The organism is Streptomyces hiroshimensis (genome assembly GCF_014650335.1).
Classification (GTDB): domain Bacteria; phylum Actinomycetota; class Actinomycetes; order Streptomycetales; family Streptomycetaceae; genus Streptomyces; species Streptomyces hiroshimensis.
In genome coordinates this window covers 1210344-1225228 of sequence record NZ_BMUT01000001.1, presented here as the reverse complement: position 1 = coordinate 1225228, position 14885 = coordinate 1210344, and the positions used below count along the sequence as shown (strand labels likewise).

Here is a 14885-nt window from a genome sequence, read left to right as displayed (position 1 = left end):
CCTACCGTCGTGCGGGTTTGAGATCGGGCCAGGACAACGCGACCGCCCCCCACACGGCGCCGCCTCCGAACGCGGTCAGCAGCGTCCGCGTACCGGGGGCGACGGCCCGGGCCTCGACCAAGTCGTCCATGACCAGAGGAATCGATGCCGAAGAGGTATTTCCGACCCGGTGAATGTTCCCGAAGCGGCTGGCATCGGGCACGCCCACCAAGTCGGCCACCTTGTCCAGGATCCGCTGGTTGGCCTGGTGGCCGATGAATGCGCCGATGGAATCCACCGGCCATCCCGCTCTCTCCAGCAATTCCCGGGACACCTCGGTCATCCGGCGCACCGCGTGGGCGAACATCTGCGGGCCCTGCATCCGCAGACAGCGCTCCGCCCCCGACGCGGCGCCGCCGGGGTCGGGCCGGCGGGAGCCGCCGGCTTCGACCACGGCAAGGTCCTTCTGGGTGCCGTCGCTGCCCAGGCAGATCGCCCGGACGGCGCCGGGCTCGTCGGGCTCGCCGCTGCGCAGCACCACGGCCCCGGCCCCGTCGGCGAAGACCACCGCGGTGCCGCGGTCCGAAGGATCGGTGATCGTCGACAGCGTCTCCGCGGCCAGGATCAGGACACACTCCGCCGACCCCGACCGGATCCACGCGTCGCCCACGGCCAGCCCGTAGGTGAACCCCGAACAGGCGGCTGCGACGTCGAACGCCGGCAAGGTGCCCAGCCCCAGCTGGGCGGCAACCCATGGAGCCGTCGCCGGTGAGTGGTGGTCAGGCGTCGTGGTCGTCAGTACGACGAGATCCACGACCGGATCGCCGGCACTCCGCAAGGCCGCACGGCCCGCTTCGACCGCGAGGTCTCCGGTGCCGGTCCCCGGCTCCACCCATCGTCTGCACTCGATCCCCGTCCTGCTGCGGATCCACTCGTCACTCGAACCGAGGCTCGCAAGCGCCGGGTCGTCGTTACGGATCTCGCGCGGAGGGAGGTGAGAACCGACACCGGCCACTACGGAAGCGGAACTGGCCATACGAACCCCCCGGATCGACAGCAAGCCTGCGATCGTGCGTCAATCGAGCGTCACTGTATTTCACGCATTAAGCGCCCGTCAAAGGAGTCGGAGATTCCCTCGGGCGGATCGCGTTTACCGTGCAACGAAAGTGCGACCATCGAACGAGTGGGCATCAGAATTCCTGTTCTGACACTGGGTGTATGTGGCCATGAGCTGTTTGATTTCCCGTCATCCGGTATTCGGGGATGCTTGCGCCCTGACCGCTTCAGACCGGTGGTGCCGCGTCCGTCACCGTGCGCGGACCTACCCGACCCGTATGCCTCGGAGGCGCGAATCATGGCGGCCGAATGTGATGGCGCAGAGCTGATGCGCATCGACGAATCAACCTACGGGGAAGGCCGGCCTCATGGCATTCGCCATGGAACTGGTTTCCCACATGCTCAATTCCGACCCGCCCGACCACACCCGCCTCCGCAGCCTCGTGAACAAGGTCTTCACCGCCCGCGCCGTCGAGCGCCTCCGGCCCAGGATCGAAGCGATCACCCACGAGATGCTGGACGCCATGGCCCGGCAGCAGCCCGCGGATCTCATGCGCGACTTCGCCTACCCCCTGCCCATGTCCGTACTGTGCGAACTGTGCGAACTGTGCGAACTGCTGGGCGTCCCCGTTCCCGATCGCGACCACTTCCACGGCTGGGTCCAGGCCCGGATGTCCGACGACCCGGCACGCATGATGACCGCAGCCCCCAGCCTCCTCGGCTACCTCCGCGAGCTCGTCGACGCCAAGCGCCGCACACCCGCCGCAGACCTCCTCACCGACCTGGTCCATGCCGGCGACGACGACGGCCACTTCCCCGACGCCACCCGCCTCGACATCACCCGCACACCCACCGGCCACCTCGCCTTCGGCCACGGCATCCACTACTGCGTCGGCGCACCACTGGCCCGCCTGGAAGGACGCATCGCCTTCACCGCTCTGCTCGACCGATTCCCCGAGATCCACCTCGCCTGCGACGAGGACGATCTCCGCTGGCGCGGCACCATGTTCCGGGAGTTGCAGGCACTTCCCGTGCGGTTTCCGCTATGCCTTAACCTGACTGCCCGAAGGGGACGACGGCGGTGTGGGTGAGAGACCGGCTGGACGCCTTCTCGGCCTGGCGCTCACGCGCTGCAGGAGGCCGGACTCGTGACCGAGCGCGCCGGACACTTCGTCAAGACGGTGCCCCCTCCGGGCGCACTGCCCGTCGAGACCGTTGTGAGCAGCGTTCCGGGAATGCTGCCGCCTCCCGGTGCTATGTATCCGCCGGATCGTCCCGGGGTGTGCGGCGCGCAGCATGAAGTACGCACCGGTATACGCAACCGCACTACCGGCCTGGGGGCACGGGCCGCCAACTGGCTGGTTTTCGTCTCTGACGACTGGGAATCGTCGGTGCGGTGGAGATGTCCGGGGCCGGAGAGGTGCCATGCCTGCTGCGAAGAGCGGGAAGCGGACCGCGACCCGTTCCCGTGCGCCCAGCGCCGCCGACCGGGGCGGGGAGACGCACGCGGATGTCTTTGCCTGCTTCGCACAGGACTCGTCGGGCCGGCTCTCTCCCGACCGGTTGCTGAAGGCGCTGCATGAGGCGGGCATCCTGCGCGACGACCCCAGGGTCGCCGAGACCATCGCCCACCTGGACCGCGTCCGGCCCGCACCGCCGGAGACCGGGCCGCTCCTGCTGACCACGGAGGAGTACGCCGCCGCGACCCGGCACAACCGGGGCATCATCGAACGGGCCGCCTGCGGGGAACTCGTGGTGCCCGACTTCCCGGCTCTGGTGGCCGACCTTCGGCGCATCCACCAAGAGGTCCGTGCCGACCGGAGCGGCGCCGTCGCCTCGTACATCCCCCAGCTCGCCCGGGTGAACCCGGACCAGTTCGCGATCGCGGTATGCACGGTGGACGGGCAGCGATTCTCCATCGGCGACGCCGACGTGAACTTCTGCCTGCAATCGGTGTCCAAGACCGTCGGCTACTGCCTCACCCTGGAGGAGCACGGGCCCGACACCGTCCACCGCCATGTGGGAAGGGAACCCAGCGGCCAGGGCTTCAACGAACTCACCTTCAACAAGGCGGGGCTGCCGCACAATCCGATGATAAACGCCGGTGCCATCATGAGCTGCGCGCTCGTTCAGCGCAGCCTCGACGCCGCGGACCGCTTCGACTTCGTCGCCGAGACCTGGAAGCGCCTCGCCGGCGGCCGGAGCGTCGGATTCAACAACTCCGTCTACCTGTCCGAGCGCAGCACCGCAGACCGCAATTTCGCCCTCGGCTACTCGATGCGCGAACGCGGCGCATTCCCGCCGGGCACCGATCTGCTGGCCACCTTGGAGTTCTACATCCAGTGCTGTTCCATCGAGGTCGACGCGCGGCAACTGGCCGTCGCGGCGGCCTCCCTGGCCAACGCCGGGGTCTGCCCCCTGACGGAGGACCCGGTGTTCTCCGCTCAGACGGTACGTCACTGTCTGTCGCTGATGTCCTCGTGCGGGATGTACGACTTCTCCGGCGAGTTCGCCTTCACCATCGGCCTGCCGGCCAAGAGCGGCGTATCGGGCGCGCTGATGCTGGTCGTTCCCCAGCTGATGGGGGTCGCCATCTGGTCGCCCCGGCTGGACGGTCACGGGAACTCGGTGCGCGGGATCGAGGTCTGCCGACGTCTGGTCGACTGCTACAACGTGCACACCTACGACCTGCTCACGGGCACCGGCGCCGAGACCGGCAAACGCGATCCCCGCCTCAAGCGCCATCAAAGCGCCACCGAAGCCGTCGTGGGCCTGTGCTTCGCCGCCAGCAGGGGCGACGTCAACGAGATACGCCGCCTGGCCGCCTGCAACGTCCCCCTCGACGCCGCCGACTACGACGGACGCACCGCCCTGCACCTGGCCGCGGCCGAAGGACACCGGAACCTCGTGGAATACCTCCTGTCCAAGGGGGTCGACCCCCGGCCGGTGGACCGCTGGGGCGGGACTCCCCTGGACGACGCCGACCGGTCCGGGCACCGGGATCTGGCCCGGCTGCTGACCCAGGCCGCCGGCACGCCCCGGAAGCCGGCGCCTTGAGTACGCGGTCTCGGTGACGGGCCGGTTCGTGTGTGCGAAGGCACGAGCCGGGATTCCGAGCCGTCGGCGCGGGGTGTGCCTATCTCCGTACAGAGTCCGTACAGAGTCTGTACGGACTCTGTACGGAGATAGGCGACGATCTCGAGGGCTGAGCGTTCCCAGCCCCCCCTTCCCGGCCTTTGTTCCAGCGGTGCTGACCAGTCTCAGCGGAACGCGGCGATATTGCGGGCGGCCCAGTCGGCGAATGGGCGCGGGGGACGACCGAGGACCCGCTGGACGTCCGGGCTGATGCGCAGCTCGGCCGGGTTGGGGGAGCCGAGGATGTCCAGGGTGTCCTCGGCGAGCTCGGCCGGCATGCTGTGGACCATGGCGGCCTTGGCTTCGTCGCGGGTGAGGTCGTCAAACCGTACTGGCGAGCCCAGCGCGGCGGCGATGTCCGCCGCCTGCTGGTGCGGCGTGATGACCTCCGGGCCGGTCAGTTCGTACACACCGCCGGTGTGCCGGTCATCCAGCAAGCAGGCCGCCGCGACCTCGGCGATATCCGCCGGGTCGATGATCGGCACCCCGATGTCACCGAAGGGCGCGGCCACGACGCGCCGCGCGCGGACGGACTCGGCCCACCACAGGGCGTTGGAGGCGAAGCCGCCCGGCCGCAGGATGGCCCAGTCCAGGCCGGACTCCCGCAGCACGTCCTCCACCGCGCGCATCCCGATCCGCGTCGGGCCGAAGGGCCTGGTCGCCACGCCCTGCGAGGAGAGCAGGACGACCCGGCGGACCCCGCCGGCTGCGGCTTGGCCGATGATGTCGGCCGGCCTGGCTCCGGCGGCGTGCATGTCGCCGGACAGCAGCAGGAACACCGCCTTCGCCCCGGCCAGCGCGGGCTCAAGGCCGGCCGACTCGGCCAGGTCGGCCGCCACATGGCGGACGCCGTCCGGCACCGCCGTCGCGTGCCGTGACACCGCCGTCACCTGCCGGCCCGCGTCGGCCAGCGCCCGAGTCAACGGCCGTCCCACATTCCCGGTGGCCCCGGTCACCACGATCATGATCAGCTCCTTGTCCAATGTCCTTGGTGGAGTTGACGCTAGGAGGCGGGCTAACTTTTGGTAAGGGCATACCTCTGGGTAAGCTCATCACATGACGGAAGGTGCGCAGCTCATACAGACCGAGACGGGGAAGGGGTATGAGGTGTTTCACACCGACTGCCCCGCGCGTGATGTGGTCGACCATGTGACCAGCAGGTGGGGTGTCTGGGTGTTGATCTCCTTGCGGAGCAACGACCTCCGGTTCTACGAGCTGCGCGAGAGCATCCAGGGCATCAGCGAGAAGATGCTCGCCCAGACCCTGCGCGCGCTGGTCCAGGACGGTCTGGTCTGGCGGAAGGTCGAGCCGACGACGCCGCCTCAGGTCACCTACGGGCTGACCGAGTTCGGCCAGGACGTCGGCGAGCCGCTCACGGAGCTGTTCGACCGGATCACACGGCGGCTGTCGCTGCGCGACGCGGAATAGGCCCTCCTCCCGTTTCGCGTGCTCGGCGAGCGCGCGGTAAATGCTCGCGACGCTGGGGGCCCGGCCCCTTGCGATTGCGGCCCGCTCGGGTCGTGCATCCCGGAGCTCAGCTGCCTCAGAAACGAGGCCGAACCCCTTATGGGTGTTGCATTCTGCAAAGATCCGGCCTTGCCCGGAGTCGCGAACAAACCTTTCCAAGGGCACAGCGCATGGACCGGCAGACAGCTGGGCACCGATGCCCGCGTGCCCATCACAGATGACTTACATCGCTTCACCGCTCTGTCGGCACGGCTGACCGGCTTCGACGTTGTGGCCCTGGAGGCCACCGGGCTGACCGAGGTGTACCGGGCGGTCGCCGCGGAACGGCTCGGCGCGGAGCGGTACGCGCGGCTCCTGCGCGAGCTGGGGGAACCCGACGACGCCATGGATGGCGAGCTGCGGGAAGCGGCCCAGGCGGTGACGTACCTCTGGTACACGGGCAGTTGGCCGGGCCCGCCGCCGACCGTGGTGTCCCCGCGCGCCTACGCCGAGGGCCTGGTGTGGAAGGCGGCCGGTCTCAAGGCTCCCGCCACAGATCCCGGGGGGTACGGAAGCTGGGGCGAGGCGCGCGACCGGTCCGGCCGGGGCGACGGGGGCGAGGAGAGCGGCCGGTGACGCGGTACGACGTGATCGTCGTCGGCGCCGGTGTCACGGGCTCGCTCGTCGCGCATCGGCTCGGCCGGCACGGCCGGCGGGTCCTGGTCCTGGAGGCGGGCGCCGGGGTTCCCGGCGACCACGAGCCGGCCGCCGATCCGCTCACCAGCTATCTGACGGCCGCCGCCAAGGTGCCCGGCTCCCCCTACCGGGCCCACCCGGTGGCCCCCTGGCCCGAGGTGACGGACCTCTCCGGCGTCTCCGCCACGGACGGGACTCCCGGCTTCCGGGCCTCTGGTCACCTGCGGCAGGACGGCCCGCTCCCGTACGCCAGCGGATACGTCCGCGTCAACGGCGGCACCGGCAACGTCTGGACGGGCCTCGCACCGCGCATGCTCCCGGAGGACTTCGACACCGAGTCCTTCGGGTACGGACGGCGATGGCCGCTCACGTACGACGAGCTGGAGTCCCACTACCGGGCGGCCGAGGAGGAGTTGGGAGTGGCCGCCGACGCCGACGAACAGCGCGCGCACGTCGGCCTGCCATTCCCCGACGACTACGTGTTCCCCATGCGCCCCCTGCCCGCCTCGGGGGTGGACCGTCTCCTCGCAGCCCGCCTCGATGGGCGGCGCGTCAAGGACCCCATCACCCGGGACGACGTCGAGCTGCGAGTGGTCGGCACCCCGCACGCGCGCAACAGCATCCCGGACCCCCGGTACGACGGCGGCCGCGGATACGTGCCGCGTGGGCGGCACGGGCGGCCCGACCCGGACAGCCGCTGCGTGGGCAACGCGAGCTGCGTCCCGCACTGCCCCTCGTACGCCAAGTACACCCCGCTCAAGACCCAGGGACGATGGAGTACGACCGTCATCCTCCGGGACCGGTCCGTGGTCAGCCGGGTCCTCGTCGACGGGCGGGGGCACGCCACGGGCGTGGAGTACCACGCGTACGACGGGCAGGTGTCCGTCGCGCACGCCGATGTCGTGGTGCTCGCCGCACACGCCGTGGAGAACGCCCGGCTACTGCTCCTCTCCCGGCTCGCCGACCGCAGTGGTCAGGTCGGCCGCAATCTGATGGACCACCCGGTCCTGCTGACCTGGGGCCTGCTGCCCGAGGACGCCGGGCCGTATCGGGGGCCCGGCTCGGTCTCCGGCTTCGAGGGCTTCCGCACCGGCGCGGCGGCTCGCCGGCTGCGGGCACCGTTCCGCATCGAACTCGGAGCGTGGGGCTGGGCCTGGGCGAAGGGCTCCGTCGATACCGACGTACACCACTTCCTCACCGAACGGGGCCTCTTCGGAGCGGAATTGCGGCGGGCGGTCGGGGACAGGATCCGCCGCCAGTTCACCCTCCAGTTCGAGATCGAACAGAGCGCCGACCCGGCGAACCGGGTCACCCTCCACCCGTACGAGCGCGATCCTCTGGGCCTGCCCCGCCCCCTCGTCACGTACGACCTCGACGAGCACGTGAAGGAGGGGATGGCGGCGGCCCGGGCGGTCTCCGACCAGATCTTCGCGCTGCTCGGCGCCGAGGACCACACGGACTACACGCCGGTGGCGGCCTGGCCGGGCCGCCTCGAGCACGGCGGCCGTACGTACGGCTACCGCGGGGCCGGCCATGCCGCCGGTACGCACATCATGGGCGACTCCCCGGCCACGTCGGTGGTGGACGCCTGGCAGCGCTGCTGGGACCACCCCGGCCTTTACGCGGTCGGCTGCGGCAGCATGCCCTCGGTGGCCACCTCCAACCCGACCCTGACCATGGCCGCGCTCGCGCTGCGCAGCGCGGAGCGCATCGAAGCGGACCTGACGGCCCGCGACCGCCCGGCCTCCCTCGCCCCGTCCCCGGCACCCCCTACGCCCAACGAGCCGTCACCCACCCGAGGAGCCTCGGAATGACCGCCCCCCTTCCCCTGCCGCCCGTACCCAAACCCTTCCAACTCCCCTTCCATTACGGAGCACTGCACCAGATCGGCATCGACTGGCTGGTCGACCCGGACCCGGCCCGCCGACTGCTCGCCAAACACCACCCGGGTCTGACCGCGGCCACCTTCGAGGACGGACAGGCGCTGGTCTCGCTCAACTACCAGCTGTACTTCGCGCAGTACGCGTTCGGCGGCGGCATCACCCAGGAGATCGAGTTCAGCATCATCGCGTTCCCGACGGACGAGGGCGACCGGCTGCCGAGCCTGACCTACGCCCAGTACGCGCAGGGCTGGGACCAGACGAAACTGCTCGGCATCGCCCGTATCCACGTCGTGTGCGACAACCCCTTCGCCATCAGGGCCGGGCACGAGCTCTACGCGGAACCGAAGTACCCGGGCTGGTTCGAGGTCGGCCTGCCGTCCCTCAACGGACCCGCGGGCGAAACCTGGACCGTACGGTGCAAGGCGGCCACGATCGGCCCGAACGACACCCTGGAGAAAGCCTCGGCCCCGCTGCTCGACGTCACAGCCGAGCTCGACGGGCTCGCCTCCGCCGCCGCCAACTCCGCCCCCATCACCGGCTACGGCACCGACCACGAGGGACGCCTGCTCGCCGGCCCCATGAACGTCTACCAGCCGTACCGCTGGTACGACCTGGCCGCCCCCGAACACACCGGCCGCACGCGGCTGGCGGTCCACGCCCCGGACGACGGCCTCGGCCACGACATCCGCACCCTCCTCGGCGACGAAGCACCGGCCGTCGGCGCCTGGACGTTCCAGTCTCCCCCGGTGGCCGCCCACAACCGCCCCTACTACCTGCCGACGCGGCCGCACCTCTGACCACCGGGCCTCCATGTGTGAGCGCCTGACCTGGGCTTTTGTCCGTCAGGCGGCGGCCTGCGCCTTGACCTCGCCGACCACCTGGTCGGGCGTGGTCAGCCCGTGGTCGCGGGAGATGCCGTTGGCGCGATGAACGCCAGATCGATCACGAAACCGGCCAGCATGTGCGTGACCCGGTGCCCCACGGCGGCGAGGGAGGCGGTTACCACGGTGAGCGGGCGGGAGCAGGGCAGCGCCTGTGCGATGAGCTGAGGAGTGAAGCCCTCGTCGACGAAGGTCGTCTCCGCGTCCCCGACGACCTCTCCGGCGGCGGCCGCGATGGGGCGCTTCTCCGGGACGTACCGGGTGGTTCGGAAGGCCAGAGTCGCCTCGTAGCCGGCGACGCGATGCCCGTTCGGGCCTCCCTGTGTGGCGCCGTGAGCCCTGTGGCTACCCCGGGACGGTGACCTCGCGGCTGTTCTACTAGCACGGTCGCGGGGTCACCAGGCCCGTTACAGCCCTGCATCGGCCCGGGCACGTCGGCCGCTCGGTGGTTTCGCGTCACTTTTCAACCACCCTGTATTTATGTGGAGTTGAGTGAAACACTGCCGGGCATGTTTTTCTCATTCACCCGAAGAGGCCGGTCTTTCACGCCTGTCTCAGGAGCCGCAGAAAACGGGTTACGCCGCCTGGGTGCGCTGCTGGCCACCGGGCTGCTCGCCCTCGGCCTGCTGGTCGCGGGCGGCGGTCCCGCGGCCGCCGCCCCGCCGGACACGCACCGCATGGCCACCTGGAACATGCAGGTCGGCACCACCCGCTGGGACGGGGTACGCACCCTGGCTCGTACGTTCGACGTGGTGGCCCTCCAGGAGGTGCCCGACAGGCCGCCCGCCGGAGCAGTCCAGGACGGGCAGACGGGCAACGTCACCTCGTACCTGTGGCCCATCGGCGGCGGCGCCTACCGCTACCTGTACATCCTGCGCCAGCGGTCACGGAACCTGGGCATCGTCACCTCCTGGGTACCCGACCGCGTGCAGGAAATCGGCGGCGCCTACCGCTCCGCGCTGGCCGTGACGAACACGGGCGACAACATCATGTTCGCTTCCATCCACGCCGCCTCCAACGGCGGCAGGCCCAACGACGCCGCCTACCTGGCACGCCGCGTCTCCGACACCGCTTTCCAGCAGAACGTCGGCAACTGGGCGGTGCTGGGCGACTACAACCGCGCCCCGGGTGACCTGCAGTCCGACCGGTACATGCCCGGCAACGGACTGATCTACAACAGCGGCCAGGCCACCCAGCAGAACAGCAACGAACTGGACTACATGGTCTCCAACGTCGACACCGACAACTGGCAGGCCACGGTCAACCCCAACTACGGCAGCGACCACTGGCCCGTCGGCTTCAGCGCCCTGCGGGCCGCGGCCGGACCGCGGCAGTTCACCGTCCACGCCGACAACAGCGACCGCCTGCTCGACGTCTACCGCGGCAACACCGCCAACGGCACCCACGTGATCACCTACCATGCCAACGGCGCCGCCAACCAGCGCTGGACGCTCCGCGCGGTCGGCCGCAACGGTGACTCCGGACAGCCGCTGTACAAGCTGGTCAGCGCCGGCAGCGGCAAGTGCCTCGACGTCAACCGAGGGCAGGCCAGCGGCGACGGCGACTGGCTGAACATCTGGGACTGCCACAACGGGGACGGCGCCCCGCTGCCGGGCGGCTACGCGCGCGACACCCAGAACTTCACGCTCGAACACCCCGAGCCGCGCTTCCCGAACCTCACCGTGCTGCGCGACAACGCCACCCACCGCTTCGCCAACATCCGCGGCAACGGCACCGGCGACGGCACCTGGGTCATCCAGTGGCCCTACCAGACCAACCCCAACGGCACCCCGGCCATCAACGAGACCTTCTACCTCCACCCGCAGTTCTGACGCGAGGAGTGGGTAGGACGGTGCTTTGCGGCATGAGCCCAACGGTCCGACCTCAAGACGTCCTCAAGCGGGACGGGTTTTCAACGTCAGCGTCGTACAGAACCCGGCTCTGTCCCTCGAAGGGGACGTCGCCGCGACGCGGCAGGTGATCGACGCCCAGGACGGGCAGGTCGTCCTGGTGGGACACTCCTACGGCGGCGCCGTGATCTCCGAGGCGGGACCCTCATCGCCGATCCCCCGCCCGACGCTCCGGTTCCGCCCATCCTGCCGCCCCAGGGACGGCTTCCTGTTACTGGACCGCGAGAAGTTCGCCGATTCCTTCGCCGGTGACCTGCCTGCCGAGCGGGCCGGCTCTCAGGTCGTCGAAATCGCCGGGAGCCACGCCGTCTACGTGTCGCAGCCGGATGAGGTGGCCGCCTTGATCAGGCAGACCCCCGAGCGCTGACCGCCTGCAGCCGGGCTCCGGCCCGGGGCCGCGCCCCTCGCCTCCGACGGCCGGCCGGGATCCGAATTTGTCCGAGTCACACAATCGGACCACGGGTGCGGATGCCTCCGTCAGAGAAGAAGGTGACAAGCCTGAGGTCACCTCAGCGCACTCCCGGCTGCCTCCCCATGGCCGTGCCACGATGACCAGGTGATACCCGGGCGGCCCGGCGGGAAGATCTTGATGTCCTCCGGCGTTGCCACCTCGCACCAGCCTTACACACAGCCTCACTGACGCACGTGACAGGAGTGGATCCCCGCAATGCCCAGCACCCCCTCCCTCAAGGCCACCGCGCAGATCGGCGTCACCGGACTCGCCGTCATGGGCAGCAACCTCGCCCGCAACTTCGCCCGGCACGGGCACACCGTCGCCCTCCACAACCGCACCTACGCCAAGACGAAGGCCCTCGTCGACCAGCACGGACACGAGGGCGACTTCGTCCCGGCCGAGTCCGCCGAGGACTTCGTCGCCGCCCTGCAGAAGCCGCGCCGCATCGTCATCATGGTCAAGGCCGGCGACCCCACCGACGCCGTCATCGGCGAGTTCGCCCCGCTCCTGGAGCCCGGCGACGTCATCATCGACGGCGGGAACGCCCACTTCGCCGACACCCGCCGCCGCGAAGCCGCCCTGCGCGAACAGGGCATCCACTTCGTCGGCGCCGGCATCTCCGGCGGCGAGGAAGGCGCCCTCCACGGACCCAGCATCATGCCCGGCGGCTCGGAGGAGTCCTACAACTCCCTCGGCCCGCTGCTCGAAAGCATCGCCGCGAAGGCGAAGGACGGCACGCCCTGCTGCACCCACATCGGCCCCGACGGCGCCGGACACTTCGTCAAGATGGTGCACAACGGCATCGAATACGCCGACATGCAGCTCATCGCCGAGGCCTACGACCTGCTGCGCAACGTCGCGGGCTACGAGCCTGCGCAGATCGCGGAAACGTTCCGCACGTGGAACACCGGCCGCCTGGACTCGTACCTGATCGAGATCACCGCCGAGGTGCTGTCCCACACCGACGCCGCCACCGGCCGCCCCTTCGTGGACGTGGTGGCCGACGAGGCCGAGCAGAAGGGCACCGGCCGCTGGACGGTGCAGACCGCACTGGACCTCGGGGTCCCGGTCTCGGGCATCGCCGAGGCCGTCTTCGCCCGCTCCCTGTCCGGCCACGGCGACCTGCGCCGGGCCGCGCGCGAACTGCCCGGCCCCGGGCGGGAGTCCCTCTCCCCGGAGGCGGCGGAGGAGTTCGCCGCCCGGGTCGAGGAGGCGCTGTACGCGTCGAAGGTCGTCTCGTACGCCCAGGGCTGGAACATGATCGCCGCGGCGAGCGCCGAGTACGGCTGGGACATCGACCTCGGCGCCGTGTCCGCCATCTGGCGCGGCGGCTGCATCATCCGGGCCGCGTTCCTCGACCGCATCCGCGCAGCGTTCGCCGCCGACCCGCAACTGCCCACCCTGCTCGCCGACAAGGGTTTCGCCGACGAGGTCGGGCGGGCGCAGGACGCCTGGCGCGCGGTCGTCGCCACCGCCGTCGGCCGCGGCGTGCCCACCCCGGGCTTCTCGGCCGCGCTCGCGTACTACGACGCCCTGCGGGCGGAGCGGCTGCCCGCGGCCCTCACCCAGGGCCAGCGCGACTTCTTCGGCGCCCACACCTACCGGCGCACGGACCGCGAAGGGTCGTTCCACACGCTGTGGGGCGGCGACCGCAGCGAGGAGCAGACCGGCTGAGAGCCCGAAACCGGTCGGCCGAAGAGCGGGAAGCCGACCAGGCCGGAGAGGTCCGGAGAGGTGAGGAGCCGGTCGGCCGAAAAGAGGAGGAACAGGCCAACTGAAGGGGGTACGCGCCGCGATACCCCCGGATGGCCGTACGTAGGGATGTGTCCGGCCTTGTCGGTTCTGCCCTGACCTGGGTCTTTGCAGGTCAGGGAAGCGTTAGTGCCGACCTTGGCGTAGACCGCGCGAGGGACGTGGGCTTAACTTATGCGCTATGACCTCCCCCCGCAGCACCTACGGCGGCGGCTACTACGCCTCGTCGTCGTTCCCGGACACCCCGATTTACGACAGCCTCGTCGCCGAGCGGGGCACCCCGCAGATCGCCCCGATCCGCGTGTCGTCCCCGTACGACACCGGCAGTCACAGCAACCTGCCGGCGCTCCCCGCGCTCCCCGCGCTGCCTTCCGGCCCGTCCGGGGCCCAGTCGCACCAGGCTCCGCAGGCTCCTTACGGCAGCCAGGGCGGCGCCCCGTACGGCTATCCCGCGCCCGGCCCGCAGCAGCCCTCGGGGCTGCAGCAGGCGCCCGCGCCGCACATCCCGCAGCAGCAGCCGCCGCGCGCCTATCCGGCCCCGCAGCCGCAGCAGTACCAGCAGCAGCGGCCGGGAGCGGCTCCGGCGGGTCCGTCCGGTTATGACGCGATGCGCCCGGTTGCGCCCCGCCCGGCGGCCGCGCAGTACGAGGACCCGTACAACCGTCAGTATCCGAATCAGGGGGGTTACTGACCGTTCGAACCGCTGTGACTGCTCTGCCGGGTTCTGCGGGGCAGCCCGGCAGCGCGTTCCGGCGGCAGGTGCGGGGGTCCCGCCGCAGTGCGGGGAGGTATTCGTTCAACCGCCCGAACAGGGTGGCAAGATGACCGTATGTCCACACCCGTGCTGACCGCGGTCCATTTCTATCCCGTCAAGTCGCTGGCGGGGTGCGCCGTCCGCGAGGCGGCCGTGGAGCCGTGGGGTCTGTCCGGGGACCGCCGGTGGATGCTGGCCGACGCCGACGGCACGGTGATCACCCAGCGGCAGCAGCCGAGGCTGGCCCTGGCCTCGGCGCGCCCGCTCCCCGGCGGCGGCATCCGGCTCGCCGCACCGGGGGCCGACCCGGTCGACGTCGCAGTGCCCGATCCCGCGGCGGCGGGCGGCACGGTCACGGTGCAGGTGTTCGGGGACAAGATCGAGGCGGTCCCCGCGGGAGCCGCCGCCGACGCATGGGCCGGTGCGTACCTGGGGTTCGCGGCCCGGCTCTTCCACATGGACGAGCCGGCGAGCCGGCGCCTCATCGACCCCGGCTTCTCCCGCCCCGGCGAGACCGTGAGCTTCGCCGACGGCTATCCGCTGCTGGTGACCACCCTCGCCTCGCTCGACGCCCTCAACGCACTCATCGCCGCCGGCGACCTGCCCGGCGAAGGCCCGCTGCCCATGGACCGCTTCCGCCCGAACGCCGTGGTCGGCGGTACCGAGGCGTGGGCCGAGGACGGCTGGCGGCGCGTGCGGATCGGCGAGGTGACGTTCCGGGCGGCCAAGCCCTGCGCCCGGTGCATCGTCACCACCACCGACCAGCACACGGCAGAGCGCGGCAAGGAGCCCTTGCGCACGCTCGCCCGGCACCACCGCATCGGCGGCAAGGCCGTGTTCGGCCAGAACCTCATCCCGGAGCACACCGGGACCCTGCGCGTGGGCGACGACGTCGAGATCCTCGGCTGAGGCCGCCGCCTCCCCCTGTCCCTCCCCTCC

12 protein-coding genes and 2 pseudogenes are annotated in these 14885 nt (G+C 70.6%); 11 read left to right on the top strand and 3 right to left on the bottom strand.

Annotated features, from left to right (window positions below; genetic code table 11):
• Position 1 precedes the first annotated feature (1 nt).
• The gene (locus IE241_RS05020; RefSeq protein ID WP_190020319.1) at positions 2–1015 is read right to left on the bottom strand and encodes a beta-ketoacyl-ACP synthase III; all 1014 of its coding nucleotides are present in this window, start codon (positions 1013–1015) and stop codon (positions 2–4) included.
• A 388-nt stretch (positions 1016–1403) separates the two neighbouring features.
• On the opposite strand from IE241_RS05020, the gene IE241_RS05015 reads away from it, so the two are divergent.
• A complete protein-coding gene (locus IE241_RS05015) occupies positions 1404–2126 on the top strand; it encodes a cytochrome P450 (RefSeq protein WP_190020318.1) in 723 nt (240 codons plus the stop codon).
• A 334-nt stretch (positions 2127–2460) separates the two neighbouring features.
• Entirely contained in the window at positions 2461–4092 is a 1632-nt protein-coding gene (gene glsA, locus IE241_RS05010; RefSeq protein WP_190020317.1) for a glutaminase A, read from the top strand.
• A gap of 203 nt (positions 4093–4295) precedes the next feature.
• Here the strand turns inward: glsA and IE241_RS05005 are convergent, their stop codons facing one another.
• A complete protein-coding gene (locus IE241_RS05005) occupies positions 4296–5135 on the bottom strand; it encodes an SDR family oxidoreductase (protein ID WP_190020316.1) in 840 nt (279 codons plus the stop codon).
• Between the two features lie 91 nt (positions 5136–5226).
• Here IE241_RS05005 and IE241_RS05000 point away from each other — a divergent pair, with 91 nt between their 5' ends.
• The 4 genes from IE241_RS05000 (at position 5227) to IE241_RS04985 (ending at position 8992) form a co-directional block, all read left to right on the top strand.
• The gene (locus IE241_RS05000) at positions 5227–5598 is read left to right on the top strand and encodes a winged helix-turn-helix transcriptional regulator (RefSeq protein ID WP_190020315.1); all 372 of its coding nucleotides are present in this window, start codon (positions 5227–5229) and stop codon (positions 5596–5598) included.
• A 243-nt stretch (positions 5599–5841) separates the two neighbouring features.
• Entirely contained in the window at positions 5842–6252 is a 411-nt protein-coding gene (locus tag IE241_RS04995) for a hypothetical protein (protein WP_190020314.1), read from the top strand.
• Positions 6249–8126, top strand: a complete 1878-nt coding sequence (locus tag IE241_RS04990) for a GMC oxidoreductase (protein WP_190020313.1) — start codon at positions 6249–6251, stop codon at positions 8124–8126. Before IE241_RS04995 ends, IE241_RS04990 begins: the two co-directional genes overlap by 4 nt.
• Positions 8123–8992 (top strand): hypothetical protein, encoded by an 870-nt coding sequence (locus IE241_RS04985; RefSeq protein WP_190020312.1) that lies wholly within the window; start codon positions 8123–8125, stop codon positions 8990–8992. The genes IE241_RS04990 and IE241_RS04985 overlap by 4 nt, the downstream gene beginning before the upstream one ends.
• Positions 8993–9046: 54 nt before the next feature.
• Here IE241_RS04985 and IE241_RS04980 read toward each other — a convergent pair.
• Positions 9047–9402: pseudogene (locus tag IE241_RS04980) on the bottom strand (sugar phosphate isomerase family); the annotation flags it as partial.
• A 183-nt stretch (positions 9403–9585) separates the two neighbouring features.
• On the opposite strand from IE241_RS04980, the gene IE241_RS04975 reads away from it, so the two are divergent.
• The 5 genes and pseudogenes from IE241_RS04975 (at position 9586) to IE241_RS04955 (ending at position 14855) form a co-directional block, all read left to right on the top strand.
• Positions 9586–10908 carry an RICIN domain-containing protein gene (locus tag IE241_RS04975; protein ID WP_190020311.1) on the top strand — a complete coding sequence of 441 codons (1323 nt, stop codon included), beginning with the start codon at positions 9586–9588 and terminating at the stop codon, positions 10906–10908.
• A gap of 32 nt (positions 10909–10940) precedes the next feature.
• Positions 10941–11353, top strand: a pseudogene (locus IE241_RS04970) (alpha/beta fold hydrolase).
• 300 nt (positions 11354–11653) lie between these two features.
• Positions 11654–13114, top strand: a complete 1461-nt coding sequence (gene gnd / locus IE241_RS04965; RefSeq protein WP_190020310.1) for an NADP-dependent phosphogluconate dehydrogenase — start codon at positions 11654–11656, stop codon at positions 13112–13114.
• Between the two features lie 259 nt (positions 13115–13373).
• Positions 13374–13883, top strand: a complete 510-nt coding sequence (locus tag IE241_RS04960) for a DUF6643 family protein (protein ID WP_190020309.1) — start codon at positions 13374–13376, stop codon at positions 13881–13883.
• A 138-nt stretch (positions 13884–14021) separates the two neighbouring features.
• Complete coding sequence (locus IE241_RS04955; RefSeq protein ID WP_190020308.1) at positions 14022–14855, top strand: MOSC domain-containing protein; 834 nt, start codon at positions 14022–14024, stop codon at positions 14853–14855.
• The last annotated feature ends 30 nt before the right edge of the window (positions 14856–14885 follow it).

Coding starts and splice junctions, on each gene's coding strand:
- IE241_RS05000 (WP_190020315.1), top strand. CDS start 5,227: ATGACGGAAGGTGCGCAGCTCATACAGACCGAGACGGGGAAGGGGTAT.
- IE241_RS05005 (WP_190020316.1), bottom strand. CDS start 5,135: ATGATCGTGGTGACCGGGGCCACCGGGAATGTGGGACGGCCGTTGACT.
- IE241_RS04975 (WP_190020311.1), top strand. CDS start 9,586: ATGTTTTTCTCATTCACCCGAAGAGGCCGGTCTTTCACGCCTGTCTCA.
- glsA (WP_190020317.1), top strand. CDS start 2,461: ATGCCTGCTGCGAAGAGCGGGAAGCGGACCGCGACCCGTTCCCGTGCG.
- IE241_RS04985 (WP_190020312.1), top strand. CDS start 8,123: ATGACCGCCCCCCTTCCCCTGCCGCCCGTACCCAAACCCTTCCAACTC.
- IE241_RS05020 (WP_190020319.1), bottom strand. CDS start 1,015: ATGGCCAGTTCCGCTTCCGTAGTGGCCGGTGTCGGTTCTCACCTCCCT.
- IE241_RS04955 (WP_190020308.1), top strand. CDS start 14,022: ATGTCCACACCCGTGCTGACCGCGGTCCATTTCTATCCCGTCAAGTCG.
- IE241_RS04960 (WP_190020309.1), top strand. CDS start 13,374: ATGACCTCCCCCCGCAGCACCTACGGCGGCGGCTACTACGCCTCGTCG.
- IE241_RS05015 (WP_190020318.1), top strand. CDS start 1,404: ATGGCATTCGCCATGGAACTGGTTTCCCACATGCTCAATTCCGACCCG.
- gnd (WP_190020310.1), top strand. CDS start 11,654: ATGCCCAGCACCCCCTCCCTCAAGGCCACCGCGCAGATCGGCGTCACC.